This is a genomic window from Methylorubrum populi, from assembly GCF_002355515.1.
Lineage (GTDB): Bacteria > Pseudomonadota > Alphaproteobacteria > Rhizobiales > Beijerinckiaceae > Methylobacterium > Methylobacterium populi_A.
Window position 1 is genome coordinate 3,253,940 of sequence record NZ_AP014809.1, and the last position, 16,859, is coordinate 3,270,798.

Genomic DNA, 16,859 nt, shown 5'->3' on the forward strand with positions numbered 1-16,859 from the left:
TCACTCGCCTGTTGTGCCGGCCTCCTCTCCCGCGGAGGGGAGAGAGCTCTCGGGGGCAAGCGACATGCCGCAAGCCTCCAGTCCCGCCCGCATATGCGAGGGGACGGGAGCCTCGACCAGGATCGCTTCCCGCTTCGGATAGAGCGGCAGGCTCAGGCCTCGCGCATGGAGTTGCAGGCCCGGCCCGTCCCGCCCGGCGCTGCCGTAGATCGCGTCGCCGCGGATCGGCCAGCCCATCGCCGCGCAGTGGACGCGGAGTTGGTGCGTCCGCCCCGTGACCGGCTTCAGTTCGAGCCAGGACAGGCCGTCGGCCCGTCCGAGCACCCGGTAGAGCGTGAGCGAAGGGGCGCCGGCCGGATCCGTCTTCATCCACCAGCTGCGCGGATCGTCCGAGCGCTTGGCCAGCGGCAGGTCGATGCGGCCCTCCATCGCCTCGGGGCCGCCCTCCACAAGGGCCCAGTAGGTCTTGTTCACCTTGCCGTCGGCGAACAGGCGGTTCAAACGCGTGAGCGCCTTGGCGTGGCGGCCGAGCACGAGGCAGCCCGAGGTGTCGCGGTCGAGCCGGTGCGCGGCCTCGGGCCGGCGCGGCAGGCCGAAGCGGAGGGCGTCGAGATGGTCGGTCAAGGTCGGCCCCCCCTTCGGGCCCGGATGCACCGGTAAACCTGCCGGCTTGTCGATGACGAGCATCAGGGCATCGCGGTAGAGCAGGGAAAGACCTATCTCCGGTTCGTCGGTGCGATCCGGCACTGAAACACGTGCGTTCATGCCCCACGGGCTAAAGCGCCGGATCGTCGCGGGCAAGGTTTGAGCAAGGGACTGGGATGAGCGACGACGAGAAGCCCGGCTGGTTCGGACGGCTGTTCGGACGAAAGGGCACGCCCGAGGCCAAGCCCGCGGAAGCCAAGCCCGCGGAAGAGGTGCCGACGGACGAGATGCCCGCCGAACAGGCGTCGGTCACGGATCATCCTGCGCCGGAGCCGGCCACGCCGGATCCGCTGTCGCCGGCCTCCGAATCCGAGGGCCAGCCGGATTTCACGACTGCGGCCGACGACGTGTCCCACGTGCCGCCGCCGGCCAGCGAACCCGCGCCGGAGGATCCGGACAAGAACCAGATCCCCGATGAGGTGGAGGGCGCCGACCTCCAGCCTGAGCCGCAGCCCCCTTCGGGCGAGGCGCCGCAGCCGGATGAGGCGCCGCTCGAGAGCGAGACCCTGGCCGTCCCCGCCGAGCCGGCGGAGAAGCGGAACTGGTGGTCTCGCCTGACCGGCGAGGACGCCCCGCCCGCGACGGAAGCGCAACCGCCGGCCGAGGCCGACATCCAGCCCGTCGATTCAGCCGCCGCTCTCGCGAGCGACGCGATCTCCGGCTCCGTCGAAGGCATGGAGAAGCGGGGCTGGTGGTCGCGGCTCACGGCGGGCATGCGCCGCACCTCGTCCGCCCTGTCGGACCGGGTGACGGGCCTGTTCACCAAGCGCAAGCTCGACGCCACCACCCTCGAGGATCTGGAGGACGCGCTGATCCAGGCCGATTTCGGCGTGGAGACGGCGATGCGGATGTCGGAGGCGGTCGGCAAGGGCCGCTACGAGAAGGGCATCTCGCCCGACGAGGTGCGCGCCATCCTCGCGACCGAGATCGAGCGGGCGCTGGAGCCGGTGGCGCTGCCGATCGCGATTGATTCGGCCAAGAAGCCCTACGTCATCCTGACGGTCGGCGTGAACGGCGCCGGCAAGACGACGACGATCGGCAAGCTCTCGCTCAAGTTCAAGGCGGAAGGGCGCAGCGTCATGCTGGCGGCGGGCGATACCTTCCGCGCCGCGGCGATCGAGCAGCTGCGCGTCTGGGGCGAGCGCACCAACACCCCCGTCATCAGCCGCGAACAGGGCTCGGACGCGGCGGGACTCGCCTTCGACGCCTTCAAGGAGGCGCGGGAGAACGGCACCGACGTGCTTCTGATCGATACCGCCGGCCGCCTGCAGAACAAGGCCGGGCTGATGGCAGAGCTGGAAAAGATCGTCCGCGTCATCCGCAAGCTCGACCCGGAGGCACCCCACGCCACCCTTCTGGTGCTCGACGCCACCGTTGGGCAGAATGCATTGAGCCAGGTCGAGCTGTTCTCTCAGGCCGCACCCGTGTCGGGCCTCGTGATGACGAAGCTCGACGGAACCGCGCGGGGCGGTATTCTAGTGGCACTCGCCGCGAAGTTCGGCTTGCCCGTGCATTTCATCGGCGTCGGCGAGGGCGTGGAGGATCTGGAGCCGTTCGCCGCGCGGGATTTCGCCAGGGCGATCACCGGTCTTCCCAAGGAGTAACCGATTGCCCGCCGTTCCCTCGGAGTCTCGTGAGAACCTCAGCATGAAGGTCGAGAGCGTTCCGCCGCGCCGGCACTTGCCGCCGCTTCTCAAGCTGGCGCTGGAGGTGGGCCCGCTCGCGGTATTCTTCCTGAGCAACGCCTATGCCGAGCGCTTCGGCGTGACGGCGGAGAGCAAGCTGTTCGTGGCGACCGGCGTGTTCGTCGTCGCCACAATGATCGCGCTCGGCGTGCATTTCGCCCTGCTGCGGCGGCTGCCGATCATGCCGCTCGTCTCGGGCGTCGTGGTCCTCGTGTTCGGCGGCCTGACGCTGGCGCTTCAGGACAAGACCTTCATCATGATGAAGCCGACTATCGTGAACACGCTGTTCGGCCTCGTCCTGCTCGGCGGCCTCGCCTTCAACAAGTCGCTGCTCTCGGTCGTGCTCGACAGCATGTTCGCGTTGACGGATGAGGGCTGGCGCAAGCTGACCTTCCGCTGGGGCCTGTTCTTCCTCGCACTCGCCGCCCTCAACGAGATCGTCTGGCGCACGCAGACCGAGGATTTCTGGGTGAGCTTCAAGGTGTTCGGCATCATGCCGCTCACCATCGCCTTCGCCCTGGCGCAGACGCCGCTGCTGCTGCGCCACGAGCGCAAGGACGAGGCCGACGCGAAGATCGGCTGATCGGCCCTAGCCGATCCGCCGCGGCATCCGGAACGGCAGCATCAGGCGCACCAGCGGGTTACGAAAGCGCTTGAGCGACAGGCTCTCGTGGACCGGCCGGACCGCCTTTCCGTCCAGCGTCGAGGCAAGGAGCGAGCGGGCGTAGAACGGTGTATCCTCGAGGGTGCGGACGACCTGCGCCCGCGCATCGTCGCTGCGGGTCGTGCGCGGCATGCGCCACAGCCCGGTCGGCGGCAGGCTCGCGGCGAGCGGCGGGCGCATCTCGCGCCGGGTGCCGTCAGCGTCGAAGCGCAGCGTCAGGTTCTGGCCGCTGCCGTCGGTGCGGCGCACGTCGTAGAGAATGGTCGAGCCGCGCTCGAGCGGCGCCCGGCACCATGTCCAGTCCGTGAAGGCATCCTCCAGGGCGCCGTCGCCGTCGTTGGTGTCGTGGTAGCCGCTGCCGCGCCACGCGATCGCGGGCGCCGTAAACTCGGCCTCGACGTCGCAATCGGGCGCCATCGGCCACCAGCGGTGCAGGCCGTGCGCGTCGAGGGTGAAGGGCTGCGCCGTCAGCGCCTTCGGCCGCACCCGCACCGTCCCCCGCACCGCCTGCGGGATCGGCGCGCCCCGCTCGTCGAGGCGGATGGTGAGCACGCTGCCATCCCATTCGAGCGAGGACGGCCCCAGGCTGAAGCTCGTCGCCTCACGGGCGAGGGCGCGGGCGTTGCGCTCGGTCATGGCGAAGCGGTTGGCGCGCTCGCCGTACAGCACGACGTTGACGGCGCAGTGGGCGAACGGATCGCGCTTCGCGTCCCAGGCGTAGTAGGGCGAGAACACGCTGCCGATGAAGGCGATGATCGTCAGCCCCTGGCGCCCGTCCGCGCTCACCGCATCGACGTACCACCAGACATAGCCGCCGCGCGCGACCGCGCCGTCGAATCGAGGTCCGCGCGCAGTGCCGCCGCCGCGAGCCGGCCCGATTGCGCCGCCATCGGCACCCCCGGCCCCGGATGCACGCTCCCCCCGGCCAAATAGAGCCCCGGCACCCGCGTCCGCGCCCCCGGCCGTTTGAACGTCGCCGTCCAGCCGTGAGAGGCCCGGCCGTAGAGGGCGCCCCCCGTTCCCGGAAAAAGCCGTGCGAAGTCCTCCGGCGTCGTGGCCGTCGCCGGTCCCGTCGGGGCCAGTGTGAGGCCGCAGGCCGAGAGCTTGCGAAGGATGTTCGTCTCGCATGCGGCGATCTCCCGAGGGGCGAGTGGACGGTCCCCGCCATCGGCCGGGGCGTTGACGAGGAGGAGCAGGCGTTCGGGATCGTTCGGCGGCGATCCGCCGTCGCCGTCCCGATCCTGGGCACAGACGTAGACGGTCGGATCCGGCGGCAGGCGCCGTCCGCGCAGGATCGCGTCGAACTCCGCCCGGTAATCGGCGGAGAAGAACACGTTGTGGTGGGCCAGGTCGAAGCCCGTCGCCTCCGCCGTCCGACAGAAGGTCACCGCCGAGAGCGAGCGCTCGCGGGGCGGAATCCGGTCTCCGGCTGAGGCCGCGTCGGCACCGAGCAAGCCCGCGCCGAGGGCTGCGACGTCCGCGTTCGCGATCACCGCGTCGGCCGCCAACCGCTCGCCGCCGGCGAGTTCGACACCTGCGACACGGCCGCCCTCGGCGATGATCCGCGCGACATGTGCGCCGGTTCGGATCCTGGCACCCTGTCGCTCCGCCAGACCGGCCACGACGGCGGCGAGTCGGCTCAAGCCACCTTCGACGGTCCAGATCCCGGCCTGCTCGACATGGGCGACCAGCATCAGGGTCGCCGGCGCCTCGAACGGCGAGGCGCCGCAATAGGTGGCGTAGCGCCCGAAGAGCTGGCGCAGGCGCGGGTCGCGAAAATACTCCCCGAGCGCCGACCACAGAGTCGCGAAGGGTTGGATGCGCCAGAGGCTGCCGATGCCGGACAGGCCGACGCGCTGGGCGAGATCGACCGGGCTCGGCCGGTCGGCACGGATGAACGGTCCCTCGAGGGTGCGGTAGACCTCCGCCGCGCGAGCGCAGAAGCGGCGGTAGCCGTCCGCCTCGCGGGCACCCGCGAAGGCGCCGATCGCGTCGGCCGACGCGTCGATGTCAGCGAACAGATCGAGTCGCTCGCGCTCGTTCCAGGCGTGACGGGCCAGCAAGCTGGCCGGTCGCAGGCCGATCTCCGCCTCGAGGCTCGTGCCGGCCTCGGCGAAGAGCGCGTCGAACACCCACCGCATGGTGAAGACGGTCGGGCCCGCCTCGACCGGGATGCCGCCCACCGAGACCGCCCGCATCTTACCGCCGACCGACGGCGCCCGCTCCAGCACCGTCACGTCGAGACCCGACGCGGCGAGACTGAGCGCCGCGGTGAGACCGCCGATCCCGGCGCCGATCACGATGACGCGCTTCTCCATCGAAAGACGCTCGCTTTACCCTACCGTCGGCGTTGATCCCAACCGCGATTAGTGTCAATCATAATTGACACATGAGCAAGACAACATGAATTGACTCGGGAGGACGCGATGGACGTCGGCAGGCGGATCGAGACGGTGCTCGACGTGGCGGTTTCGCACGCGGAGGCGCCGGGGGCGCCGCCGCTCCTGGCCGAGGCGATCCGCTACGCCGTGTTCCCGGGCGGGCATCGCATCCGTCCGCGCCTCTGCCTCGCCGTGGCACGGGCCTGCGGTGACGACGACCCCGCAGCCTCGGATTCGGCCGCGGCGGCGATCGAGCTGTTGCACTGCGCCTCTCTCATTCACGACGACCTGCCGTGCTTCGACGACGCGGCGATGCGCCGGCAGAAGCCCTCGGTCCACGCCGCCTTCGGTGTTCCGCTCGCCGTTCTCACGGGCGACGCGCTGATCGTCGCCGCCTTCGAGACGCTGGCTCGGGGAGCCGCCCGCTCGCCCGCTCGACTCGCCGCCCTGGTCGGGCTCGTCGCCCGCGCCGTCGGCTCGCCCTCGGGCATCGTCGCGGGACAGGCCTGGGAATCCGAGCCGCATGTCGATCTCGTCGAGTACCAGCAGGCCAAGACCGGCGCGCTGTTCGCCGCCGCCACCGTCGCGGGCGCGGCGGCGGCGGGCGCGGCACCCCTGCCGTGGCGCCTGCTCGGCGAATGCCTCGGCGAGGCTTACCAAGTCGCCGACGACCTGCGCGACGTCGCCTGCCGCCAGGAGGAGATCGGCAAGCCCGCCGGCCGCGACGCGACCCTCGGGCGCCCGAACGCCGCCGCCCTGCTCGGAATGGGCGGCGCGCTGGAGCGGCTCAGGCGGCTGACACGGGAGGCGATCGAGGTGATCCCGGACTGTCCGGGACAGGCCGCGATGCGTGCTGAGATCGAGGCCCAGACGCGCCTGTTCCTTCCCGCCTCGCTGCGCGAAGCGGCTTGAGCCCGCCGTGCCGCCCGGGGCGATGACGGAAACCGGACCCGCGCCCCGTTCGCCCGGCTGGCGCGAGCGCTGGCTCGCCCTGCGCAATCGGCTGGTGGCCTCGCCCGGCTTCCAGCGGTGGGCAGCCGGGTTTCCGTTCACGCGCGGCATCGCGCGGCGCAACACGCGGGCCTTGTTCGATCTCTGCGCCGGCTTCGTCTACGCGCAGGTGCTGTTCGCCTGCGTCCGGCTCGACCTGTTCGGATCGCTGCGCGACGGCCCCCTCCCTCCGGAAGCGATCGCCCACCGGCTCGGCTTGCCCCCGGAGCGGAGCCTTACCCTGCTGAGGGCCGCGGCCTCGCTCGACCTGATCAGGCGACTGCCCGACGGGCGCTTCGCGCTCGCCGATCTCGGTGCGGCGCTGATCGGCAATCCTTCGATCGCTCTGATGATCGAACATCACGCCATGCTCTACGCTGATCTGGCCGATCCGGTCGCGCTGCTGCGGGGTACGGCGGGCCCGACCCGACTCGCCGGCTACTGGCCCTATGCCGATGCCGCGAGCACCGCATCGGTCGGCCCTGCCTCGGTGGCGGCCTATAGCGGGCTGATGGCCGCCTCGCAGGCGCTGATCGCGGAGGATGTCCTCGACGCGCTACCGCTCGCCGACCGGTCCTGCCTGATGGATGTCGGAGGCGGTGAGGGCGTCTTCCTGGCCAAAGCCGCCCAACGCCATCCGGGTCTGGCGCTGCGCCTGCTCGATCTGCCGCCCGTTGCCGAACGGGCAGGCGCTCGACTCGCCGCCGAGGGACACGGCGACCGGGTGGTCTGCTTCGGTCGAACCTTTCTCGACGCGCCCCTCCCGCGGGGGGCCGACGCCATCACCCTGGTGCGGGTGGTTCACGATCACGACGACGCGAGGGTCATGGCGCTCCTGCGCGCGGTTCACGCAGCGCTGCCGCCCGGCGGCCTTCTCGCGATCGCGGAACCGATGGCCGGCACGGCCGGGGCCGAGCCCGTCGGCGACGCCTATTTCGGTTTCTACCTCCTTGCCATGGGCAGCGGCCGTCCCCGCACTGTGCGGGAATTGTCCGAGATGCTGGCCTGCGCCGGCTTCAGCGGCATCCGCGAGCGATCGACCCGCCGCCCGCTTCTCGCGCGATTGATCACAGCGACACGTTGATCAACTCGTAAACATCACTTGACGCGCTTGAGTGTCTATCTAGGATGACACAAAGCGATGCTGCAGCCGCAGAGTCGCAACCATCGCAGGGCGGAGACAGGGACATGGAGGCATTGGCCGTCGTCCTTGAACGACCGGAGCACCTGGCGCTGAGCCGCCTCGCGCTCACACCCGCCGTCGAGGGCGATGCGGTCGTCGCCGTATCCTGGAGCGGGATCAGCACGGGAACCGAGCGTCTGCTCTGGTCCGGCCGGATGCCGCCCTTCCCCGGAATGGGCTATCCGCTCGTGCCCGGCTACGAGGCGGTCGGCACCGTGGTCGAGGCTACGGCCGGAAGCGGCCTCAAGGTTGGGCAGACCGTATTCGTCCCCGGCGCCCGCTGCTTCGGCGAGGTCAACGGCCTGTTCGGCGGCGCGGCCTCGCACCTGATCGCCCCGGCCGCCCGCCTCGTTCCGGTCGATGCCGCGCTCGGCGACCGTGCCTGCCTCATCGCCCTGGCGGCGACCGCCTATCATGCCCTTTCCGGCATCGTCCCCGGCGAGCGCAACCTGATCGTCGGCCACGGCGTGCTCGGCCGCCTGCTCGCGCGGCTGACGCTGCTCGCGGGCGGCACGCCGGTGGTGTGGGAATGCGAGCCGCTTCGCGCGAACGGAACCTTCGGCTACGCGGTACTGTCGCCCGACGACGATCCCGCGCGCGACTACGCGACCATCACCGATGTCAGCGGCGATGCGAGCCTGCTCGATACGCTCATCGGCCGGCTCGCCCCCGGCGGCGAGATCGTGCTCGCCGGCTTCTACGAAGCGCCCCTTACCTTCACCTTCCCTCCCGCTTTCATGCGCGAGGCCCGAATCCGGGTCTCGGCGGAGTGGCGGCCGGGCGATCTCGCCGCCGTTCGGGCGCTGATCGAAAGCGGAAGCCTGTCGCTCGACGGACTGATCACCCACCGCGTGCCGGCGACGCAGGCGGAGGGCGCCTACCGTACCGCCTTCGCCGACCCGGCCTGCCTGAAAATGATCCTCGATTGGAGGACCTGCTCATGAACCTTCAGCTCAACAAGGCGGCGCTCGCCGCCGCCGCGACGCTGCGGGACGAGGCCGCCATCGAGCCCGATCCGGTCGCGACCGGCGAGGTGAAACGCGAGACGCAGATCATCGCGATCTACGGCAAGGGCGGCATCGGCAAGTCGTTCACCCTTGCCAACCTCAGCTACATGATGGCCCAGCAGGGACGTAAGGTGCTGCTGATCGGCTGCGACCCGAAGAGCGACACGACCTCGCTTCTGTTCGGCGGGCGCGCCTGCCCGACCATCATCGAGACCTCGACCCGGAAGAAGCTCGCGGGCGAGGCGGTCGCCATCGGCGATGTCTGCTTCAAGCGCGACGGCGTCTACGCGATGGAATTGGGCGGGCCGGAGGTCGGCCGCGGCTGCGGCGGGCGCGGCATCATCCACGGCTTCGAGCTGCTGGAGAAGCTTGGCTTCCATGAATGGGGCTTCGATTACGTCCTGCTCGACTTCCTTGGCGACGTGGTCTGCGGCGGCTTCGGCCTGCCGATCGCCCGCGACATGTGCCAGAAGGTCATCGTCGTCGGCTCCAACGACCTGCAATCGCTCTACGTCGCCAACAACGTCTGCTCGGCGGTGGAGTATTTCCGCAAGCTCGGCGGCAATGTTGGCGTCGGCGGCCTCGTCATCAACAAGGATGACGGCACCGGAGAGGCTCAGGCCTTTGCGGAAGCTGCCGGCATCCCGGTCCTGGCCTCGATTCCGGCCCATGAGGACATCCGCCGCAAGAGCGCGAATTACGAAATCATCGGCAAGCCTGAGGGGCGCTGGGGTCCGCTCTTCGCCGATCTCGCGCAGAACGTGGCGGCGGCGGCGCCGCACCAGCCGAAGCCGCTGAGTCAGGACGCGCTGCTCGGTCTGTTTTCGAGCGAGGCCACCGGCCGCGACGTGGTGCTGGAGCCCGCCACCCTCGAGGACATGTGCGGGCGGACCACGCTCGCCAAGCCGTCCCTCGAAGTCGTCTACGACGAGGTCTGAGCCATGGCGGTCAGCCTCGACATCACCGCGCTCCGCGCCCGCCGCCCCGAGGGCATCGATCTCGCCGCGACGCAGGGCGACGGCCTCGGCTGCCATGCCGGCAAGGATGCGATGCGCGCGGCGGCCGAGGCCGCCGGGATGTCCGAGACGCTGGAGCAGTACCGGCGGGACTACCCGGCCGGTCCGCACGACCAGCCGCAGAGCATGTGCCCGGCCTTCGGCTCCCTGCGCGTCGGTCTGCGCATGCGGCGCACGATGACGATCCTGTCGGGCTCGGCCTGCTGCGTCTACGGGCTCACCTTCACCTCGCATTTCTACGGGGCGCGCCGCAGCGTCGGCTACGTGCCGTTCAACTCCGAGACGCTCGTCACCGGCAAGCTGTTCGAGGACATCCGCGACGCGGTCCACGCCTCGGCCCGGCCAGACGCTTACGACGCCATCGTCGTCATCAACCTCTGCGTTCCGACCGCCTCCGGCGTGCCGCTGCGGCTGCTGCCGAAACAGATCGACGGCGTGCGGGTCATCGGCATCGACGTACCGGGCTTCGGCGTTCCGACGCATGCCGAAGCCAAGGACGTGCTGGCCGGCGCGATGCTGAAGTTCGCCCGCACCGAGGCGGAGAGCGGCCCGGTCCAGGCGCCGCGCGGCGGCCGCTCTGAGCGCCCGGCGGTGGCGCTGCTCGGCGAGATGTTCCCGGCCGATCCGGTGGTGATCGGCGGGCTGCTCGAACCCCTCGGCCTCAGCGCCGGCCCGGTCGTGCCGACGCGAGAATGGCGCGAACTCTACGGCGCCCTCGATGCGGCGGCGGTGGCGGCGATCCACCCGTTCTACACCGCGAGCGTGCGCGAGTTCGAGGCGGCCGGGCGTCCCGTGGTGGGCTCCGCCCCCGTCGGCCATGACGGCACCGCCGACTGGCTGGCGGCCATCGGCAAGGCCTGCGACGTGCCGCGGGATAGAATCGCCGCCGCCCAGAACCGGCTGCTGCCGATCATCCGCGGCGCGCTCTCCGCCGCACCGATCCGCGGGCGGATCACCCTGTCGGGCTACGAGGGGTCGGAGTTGCTGGTCGCACGTCTCCTCGTCGAGAGCGGTGCCGACGTTCCCTATGTCGGCACGGCCTGCCCGCGTACGCCCTGGTCCGAACCCGACCGGGTCTGGCTCGAGGAGCGCGGCGTCCGCGTCCGCTACCGTGCCTCGCTGGAGGACGATCTCGCGGCCTTCGCGGAATTCCGCCCGGATCTCGCCATCGGCACGACGCCGGTGGTGCAGAAGGCGAAGGAGGCCGGCACACCGGCGCTCTACTTCACCAACCTGATCTCGGCGCGTCCGCTGATGGGCGCGGCCGGGGCCGGCTCGCTCGCCAAGGTGGTGAACGCTGCCCTCGCCAACCGCCCGCGTTTCGACGCGATGCGCGCCTTCTTCGAGGGCGTCGGCACCGGCCACGCCGCCGGCATCTGGCAGGAGGTGCCGCAGGCCAAGGCCGCGCCGAAGGCGCGAGCCGCCGAGAAACCAGTCGGGGAGATGGCGTGATGCTGATCCTCGATCACGACCGGGCCGGCGGCTACTGGGGGGCGGTCTACGTCTTCACGGCGATCAAGGGCCTGCAGGTCGTCATCGACGGCCCCGTGGGCTGCGAGAACCTGCCGGTCACCTCGGTGCTGCACTACACCGACGCGCTGCCGCCGCACGAGTTGCCGATCGTCGTCACCGGCTTGGCGGAAGAGGAGCTTGGGCGCCACGGCACGGAAGGGGCGATGAAGCGGGCGCACGCCACGCTCGATCCCGGCCAGCCGAGCGTCGTGGTCACGGGCTCGATCGCCGAGATGATCGGCGGCGGCGTCACGCCGGAAGGGACCGGACTGCAGCGCTTCCTGCCGCGCACCATCGACGAGGACCAGTGGCAGGCCGCCGACCGGGCAATGAGCTGGCTCTGGCAGGAATACGGCGCCCGGCGCTTCGCCAAGAAGGGCATTCCGGCCCGGCCCGAGCGCAAGCCCGGGGAGCGGCCGCGGGTCAACATCATCGGTCCGGCCTACGGCACCTTCAACATGCCGTCCGATCTCGCCGAGATCCGCCGCCTGGTGGAGGGCATCGGCGCCGAGGTGAACCTCACCTTCCCGCTCGGCGCGCACCTCGCCGACGTGCCCAAGCTTGTCAATGCGGATGCCAATATCTGCCTCTACCGCGAGTTCGGCCGCCTGCTCTGCGAGAGCATGGAGCGGCCCTATCTCCAAGCGCCGATCGGGGTGCTCTCGACCACCAAGTTCCTGCGCTCGCTCGGCGAGATCCTGGGGCTCGACCCGGAGCCCTTCATCGAGCGCGAGCGACACACCACGATCAAGCCGGTCTGGGACCTGTGGCGCTCGGTGACGCAGGACTTCTTCGGCACGGCGAGCTTCGGCATCGTCGCCACCGAGACCTATGCCCGCGGCGTGCGCCATTTCCTCGAAGAGGAGATGGGGCTGCCCTGCCACTTCGCCTTCGCGCGCTCCGCCGGCACCAAGCCCGACAACGCCGCGGTGCGCGACGCGATCAAGGCCAATCCGCCGCTCGTCCTGTTCGGCTCCTTCAACGAGCGCATGTACCTCGCCGAGTGCGGCGGACGAGCGGCCTACGTCCCCGCCTCGTTCCCCGGCGCGATCATCCGGCGGCACACCGGAACGCCCTTCATGGGCTACGCCGGCGCGACCTACCTCGTGCAGGAGGTCTGCAACGCCCTGTTCGACATGCTCTTCCACATCCTGCCGCTCGCCCGCGACATGGATGCGGTGGAGGCCACCCCGGCGCGGACGCACCGCGAACTGCCCTGGGACGAGGCGGCCCGTGCCCGGCTCGACGCGCTGGTCGAGCGGCACCCCGTTCTCACCCGCATCTCCGCCGCCAAGCGCCTGCGCGACGCGGCCGAGCGGGCGGCGCGCCGTGCCGCCGCCGAGCGCGTGGCGACCGACCATGTCGAGCGGGCGCAGAGCGATCTCACCGCAGGAGTTGCCGCATGAGCGCGCTCCTCCACCCCCTTCACCCTCCGGCTCCGTGCGGGGTCGGAAAGCTCGCGGAGCAACCTGCCATGGGAGCCGTCATGCAACGATCGATGCCCGCATCGTCGCGCCTGCACAGCGAGGCGATCCAGTTCCGGATCATCCTGGCTGCGACCTATCCGTTCTTCCTCGCCGCGGCGATCGTGCAGCGCGTCCTGCCGGGTCAGGCGACGCGGCGTGGCCTGCTGCCGGTGCGTCGCTCCGTCTTCGGCGAGGCCAAGGCCATGGCGGTCTCGGCGATTCCCTTCGCCTTCATGGGCTAGCGCGCCCCACACACTTCCGTGCGGTGACACGGGGGACCCTGCGCCGTGATGTCATCGAGTCACGGCGACACCCGCCACGCCTGTCAACGCGCGGCACAACCAGCGGAGGTTCGATCGATGGCGAACGGTATCACTGAAAGACCGAGCAGCCTGTCCGGGCTGACGGAACCCGAAGCCAAGGAATTTCACGCGATCTTCCTGACGAGCTTCATCATCTTCACGGCGATCGCCGTGGTCGCCCACATCCTCGTCTGGCTGTGGCGGCCCTGGCTCCCCGGAGAGAAGGGCTACGCTCTCCTCGACGGCGTGACGAACGCCGCCCACGGCCTCGTGACGATGATCGGCTGAGGAGACGAACGATGCACAAGATCTGGCTTCTGTTCGATCCGCGGCGGACCCTCGTCGCGCTCTTCACCTTCCTGTTCGTCCTGGCGCTGCTGATCCACTTCATCCTGCTCAGCACCGACCGGTTCAATTGGCTGGAAGGCCCGAAGGCCGCCAAGGCCGCCGCCGCGCACAGCCTCGTCCTCCCGACGATGCCGGTCTGACCGGCCTTATCCGGTCCTGCCGCGGGCGGGCGCGCCTGCCCCGGCACCCTCCATCCTCATCCCCGGGGATCTCCGCCATGGCAATGTTGAGCTTCGAGCGCAAATACCGGGTCCGCGGCGGCACCCTGCTGGGCGGTGACCTGTTCGACTTCTGGGTCGGCCCGTTCTACGTCGGCTTCTTCGGCGTGACGACGATCTTCTTCTCGGTGCTGGGGACCGCGCTGATCCTCTACGGGGCGGCGATCGGACCGACCTGGAACATCTGGCAGATCAACATCGCCCCACCCGACCTGAAATACGGGCTGGCCCTGGCGCCCCTGAAGGAAGGAGGGCTCTGGCAGATCATCACCTTCTGCGCGATCGGGGCGTTCTCGTCCTGGGCCCTGCGCGAAGTCGAGATCTGCCGCAAGCTCGGCATCGGCTACCACGTGCCGTTCGCCTTCTCGGTCGCGATCTTCGCCTACGTCACGCTGGTGGTGATCCGCCCGTTCCTGATGGGTGCCTGGGGCTACGGCTTCCCCTACGGCATTCTTTCCCACCTCGATTGGGTGTCGAACACCGGCTACCAGTATCTGCACTTCCATTACAATCCCGCGCACATGCTCGCCGTGAGCTTCTTCTTCACGACGACCTTCGCGCTGGCACTGCACGGCTCGCTGATCCTGTCCTCGACCAACCCCGCCAAGGGGGAGACGGTGAAGACGCCGGAGCACGAGGACACCTATTTCCGCGACACGATCGGCTACTCGATCGGGACGCTCGGCATTCACCGGCTCGGCCTGTTCCTCGCGCTGTCCGCGGGATTCTGGAGTGCGGTCTGCATCGTCATCTCGGGCCCCTTCTGGACGCAGGGGTGGCCGGAATGGTGGGGCTGGTGGCTCAACCTGCCCGTGTGGCGGTGAAACGGAACGCTGGTCGGCGTCCGCGCCGGCCGGCCTGAGGGCGCAGGTCCGATCTTCGGACGCGGGGATCTCCGCAGACGGCGTGAGTCTCCTCGAACGGCCGCAGGTCCATGGAGGGAGACGCCGTGGCCTACTATCAGAACATCTTCACCCAGGTGCAGGTGCGCCCGGTCGAACCGGAGCACGGGATTCCGATCTCGGCGGACGCCCGCGTCGGCCGGCCGTTCAACAGCTACCTGTTCGGACTGATCGGCAATTCCCAGGTCGGGCCGATCTATGGCGGCTATCTCGGCGCCCTGTCCTTCGCCTGCGGCCTGATCGCCTTCGAGATCATCGGCCTCAATATGTGGGCCAGCGTGAACTGGGACCCGATCCAGTTCGTGCGCCAGCTCCCCTGGTTGGCCCTGGAGCCGCCGCTGCCCAAGTACGGTCTCAAGGTGTTGCCGCCGCTCAACGAGGGCGGCTGGTGGCTGATCGCCGGCTTCTTCCTCACCGCCTCGATCCTGCTGTGGTGGGTTCGGATGTATCGTCGCGCCCGCGCGCTCGGCCTCGGCACGCATGTCCCTTGGGCATTCGCCTCGGCGATCTGGCTCTATCTCGTGCTCGGTTTCATCCGCCCGCTTCTGATGGGCTCCTGGAGCGAGGCTGTGCCCTTCGGCCTGTTCCCTCACCTCGATTGGACCGCCGCATTCTCGCTGCGCTACGGTAACCTGTTCTACAACCCGTTCCACATGCTCTCGATCGTCTTCCTGTATGGATCGACGCTGCTGTTTGCCATGCACGGGGGGACGATCCTCGCCACCAGCCGCTACGGTGCCGAGCGTGAGATCGATCAGATCGTGGACCGCGGCACCGCGACCGAGCGCGCCGCCCTGTTCTGGCGCTGGACCATGGGCTTCAACGCCACGATGGAGTCGGTTCACCGCTGGGCTTGGTGGTTCGCGGTGCTGACGACGCTGACCGGCGGCATCGGCATCCTGCTGACCGGCACCGTGGTGGACAATTGGTATCTCTGGGCGGTGAAGCACGGCGTCGCGCCGGCCTATCCGCAGATCTACGGGCCGATCACCGACCCGCTGGCCGCGCCGGGCGCAGGAGGGGGGACGCCATGAAGACGCTGCTCGTCGTCGCGGGCGCCGTCGTCGCCCTGTTCCTCACCATCGCTCAGTTCGGCACGGCGGGGTGGACCAAACCGCCGATCCTCGCCCAGCAGCACGGCTTCCGCGGCACGGGCATGGATCAGATCCAGACCAAGGCCGGCGCGGCGGCGCTGAAGGCGGCCAACCTGCCGCCAGCGCCGGCCGATCCGGTCGAGGCCGGCACCGAGAAGGCCGGCGCGGTCTACGAGAACGTGAAGGTCCTCAAGGATCTCAGCGTGGAGGAGTTCAACCGCCTGATGACCTCGATGACGGAGTGGGTCAGTCCGGAACAGGGCTGCACCTACTGCCACAACACTGAGAACATGGCCGACGACAGCCTCTATCAGAAGCAGGTCGCCCGGCGGATGATCCAGATGGTGCAGCACATCAACACCTCTTGGAAGGAAAAGCATGTCGGCGAGGCGGGGGTGACCTGCTACACCTGTCACCGCGGCCAGCCCGTGCCGGCCAATATCTGGTTCCAGAATCCGGGGCCGAACTACAAGACCGGCTTCATTGCCCGCAACAACGGGCAGAACATGGCCTCGCCGTCCGTCGGTCTCGCCTCGCTGCCCTACGACACGCTGAGCGAGTTCTTCGGCAAGAAGGACGTCGATGAGAACCTGATTCGCGTGAACGCGACGACCGCTCTCCCCGAGAGCAAGGGTAAACCGATACAGGCGGCCGAACGGACCTACGGCCTGATGATCCACATGTCGTCGTCGCTCGGGGTCAACTGTACCTACTGCCACAACACCCGTGCGATTTCGAACTGGTCGCAGAGCACGCCGCAACGCACCCTGGCCTGGCACGCGATCCGCATGGTGCGCGATCTCAACGGCGACTACATCGAGCCGCTGACATCGACCTTTCCGCCCAATCGCCTCGGCCCGACCGGTGACGCGCCGAAGCTGAACTGTGCCACCTGCCACAACGGTCAGAGTAAGCCGCTGGCGGGCGCGCACGTGGTCGAGACCTATCCCGAGCTGGCGAAGTCGACTGCCGGATTGGCGACCGCGCCGTCCGAACCGGCCCCGCAGGCCCCCGCACCACCGCCCTGATCCGGGCTCCGCCCGTTCAAGCGGATGCCGGGTTGGCAAGCTCGCGCAGCGCCATTGGGGGATCTGGAGCGGCGATCCGGAAGGGACAACCGCATTCGGTGTGAAACAACGCTCACCACTGCCATCGGGCGAGTGACACTTGTCGCCTTATGCCGCCGGTCCCCAGGCCGGCGGCATTTTTTGTATCCGATGTCACAGCAACTTTTTTTTAAGCCGCTAATCTGAGCTGGGCGAACGACCGCCGGCTGCCGAACCCGTGCGCCGCGGTAGCGTCCAGTCGGATTATTGAGAAAGACAATTTATCTTAATTCACCTTTCAATATAACCCTAGTTACAATGGCTTAAGTCATTAGGATTA

Annotated in this window: 17 protein-coding genes; 14 read left to right on the forward strand and 3 right to left on the reverse strand. The window is 69.2% G+C overall.

Features of this window, described 5'->3' with window-relative positions; translation table 11 throughout:
* A complete protein-coding gene (locus tag MPPM_RS14925) occupies positions 1-765 on the reverse strand; it encodes an RluA family pseudouridine synthase (RefSeq protein ID WP_096485715.1) in 765 nt (254 codons plus the stop codon).
* 56 nt (positions 766-821) lie between these two features.
* Between MPPM_RS14925 and ftsY the strand changes: the two genes are divergently transcribed.
* Together ftsY and MPPM_RS14935 are read left to right on the forward strand one after the other, a co-directional pair.
* Entirely contained in the window at positions 822-2,309 is a 1,488-nt protein-coding gene (gene ftsY, locus MPPM_RS14930) for a signal recognition particle-docking protein FtsY (protein ID WP_096485716.1), read from the forward strand.
* A gap of 43 nt (positions 2,310-2,352) precedes the next feature.
* Complete coding sequence (locus tag MPPM_RS14935) at positions 2,353-2,973, forward strand: septation protein A (RefSeq protein ID WP_096485717.1); 621 nt, start codon at positions 2,353-2,355, stop codon at positions 2,971-2,973.
* A gap of 6 nt (positions 2,974-2,979) precedes the next feature.
* On the opposite strand, the gene MPPM_RS14940 is transcribed toward MPPM_RS14935, so the two are convergent.
* Positions 2,980-3,840 carry a carotenoid 1,2-hydratase family protein gene (locus tag MPPM_RS14940; RefSeq protein WP_096485718.1) on the reverse strand — a complete coding sequence of 287 codons (861 nt, stop codon included), beginning with the start codon at positions 3,838-3,840 and terminating at the stop codon, positions 2,980-2,982.
* The gene (gene crtD / locus MPPM_RS14945; protein ID WP_096485719.1) at positions 3,837-5,372 is read right to left on the reverse strand and encodes a 1-hydroxycarotenoid 3,4-desaturase CrtD; all 1,536 of its coding nucleotides are present in this window, start codon (positions 5,370-5,372) and stop codon (positions 3,837-3,839) included. The genes MPPM_RS14940 and crtD overlap by 4 nt, the downstream gene beginning before the upstream one ends.
* 108 nt (positions 5,373-5,480) lie before the next feature.
* Between crtD and MPPM_RS14950 the strand changes: the two genes are divergently transcribed.
* From MPPM_RS14950 to pufC, 12 genes are all read left to right on the forward strand, one after another.
* Positions 5,481-6,347, forward strand: coding sequence for a polyprenyl synthetase family protein (locus tag MPPM_RS14950; protein ID WP_096485720.1), 867 nt, complete (start codon positions 5,481-5,483; stop codon positions 6,345-6,347).
* Between the two features lie 22 nt (positions 6,348-6,369).
* Entirely contained in the window at positions 6,370-7,509 is a 1,140-nt protein-coding gene (locus MPPM_RS14955) for a methyltransferase (RefSeq protein ID WP_096485721.1), read from the forward strand.
* A gap of 104 nt (positions 7,510-7,613) precedes the next feature.
* The gene (bchC, locus tag MPPM_RS14960; RefSeq protein ID WP_096485722.1) at positions 7,614-8,552 is read left to right on the forward strand and encodes a chlorophyll synthesis pathway protein BchC; all 939 of its coding nucleotides are present in this window, start codon (positions 7,614-7,616) and stop codon (positions 8,550-8,552) included.
* On the forward strand, positions 8,549-9,553 hold the full coding sequence (locus MPPM_RS14965) for a chlorophyllide a reductase iron protein subunit X (RefSeq protein WP_096487864.1): 1,005 nt from the start codon (positions 8,549-8,551) through the stop codon (positions 9,551-9,553). Before bchC ends, MPPM_RS14965 begins: the two co-directional genes overlap by 4 nt.
* A gap of 3 nt (positions 9,554-9,556) precedes the next feature.
* A complete protein-coding gene (gene bchY / locus MPPM_RS14970; protein ID WP_096485723.1) occupies positions 9,557-11,083 on the forward strand; it encodes a chlorophyllide a reductase subunit Y in 1,527 nt (508 codons plus the stop codon).
* Positions 11,083-12,549 carry a chlorophyllide a reductase subunit Z gene (gene bchZ / locus MPPM_RS14975; protein WP_096485724.1) on the forward strand — a complete coding sequence of 489 codons (1,467 nt, stop codon included), beginning with the start codon at positions 11,083-11,085 and terminating at the stop codon, positions 12,547-12,549. The genes bchY and bchZ overlap by 1 nt, the downstream gene beginning before the upstream one ends.
* 68 nt (positions 12,550-12,617) lie before the next feature.
* A complete protein-coding gene (locus MPPM_RS14980) occupies positions 12,618-12,851 on the forward strand; it encodes a hypothetical protein (protein ID WP_096485725.1) in 234 nt (77 codons plus the stop codon).
* A 117-nt stretch (positions 12,852-12,968) separates the two neighbouring features.
* The gene (gene pufB, locus MPPM_RS14985) at positions 12,969-13,199 is read left to right on the forward strand and encodes a light-harvesting antenna LH1, beta subunit (protein ID WP_096485726.1); all 231 of its coding nucleotides are present in this window, start codon (positions 12,969-12,971) and stop codon (positions 13,197-13,199) included.
* Between the two features lie 11 nt (positions 13,200-13,210).
* Positions 13,211-13,399 (forward strand): light-harvesting antenna LH1, alpha subunit, encoded by a 189-nt coding sequence (gene pufA, locus MPPM_RS14990; RefSeq protein ID WP_096485727.1) that lies wholly within the window; start codon positions 13,211-13,213, stop codon positions 13,397-13,399.
* Positions 13,400-13,476: 77 nt separating this feature from the next.
* A complete protein-coding gene (gene pufL, locus MPPM_RS14995; protein ID WP_096485728.1) occupies positions 13,477-14,301 on the forward strand; it encodes a photosynthetic reaction center subunit L in 825 nt (274 codons plus the stop codon).
* Positions 14,302-14,426: 125 nt separating this feature from the next.
* Positions 14,427-15,413 (forward strand): photosynthetic reaction center subunit M, encoded by a 987-nt coding sequence (gene pufM, locus MPPM_RS15000; RefSeq protein ID WP_096487865.1) that lies wholly within the window; start codon positions 14,427-14,429, stop codon positions 15,411-15,413.
* Complete coding sequence (gene pufC / locus MPPM_RS15005; RefSeq protein WP_096485729.1) at positions 15,410-16,501, forward strand: photosynthetic reaction center cytochrome PufC; 1,092 nt, start codon at positions 15,410-15,412, stop codon at positions 16,499-16,501. Before pufM ends, pufC begins: the two co-directional genes overlap by 4 nt.
* The last annotated feature ends 358 nt before the right edge of the window (positions 16,502-16,859 follow it).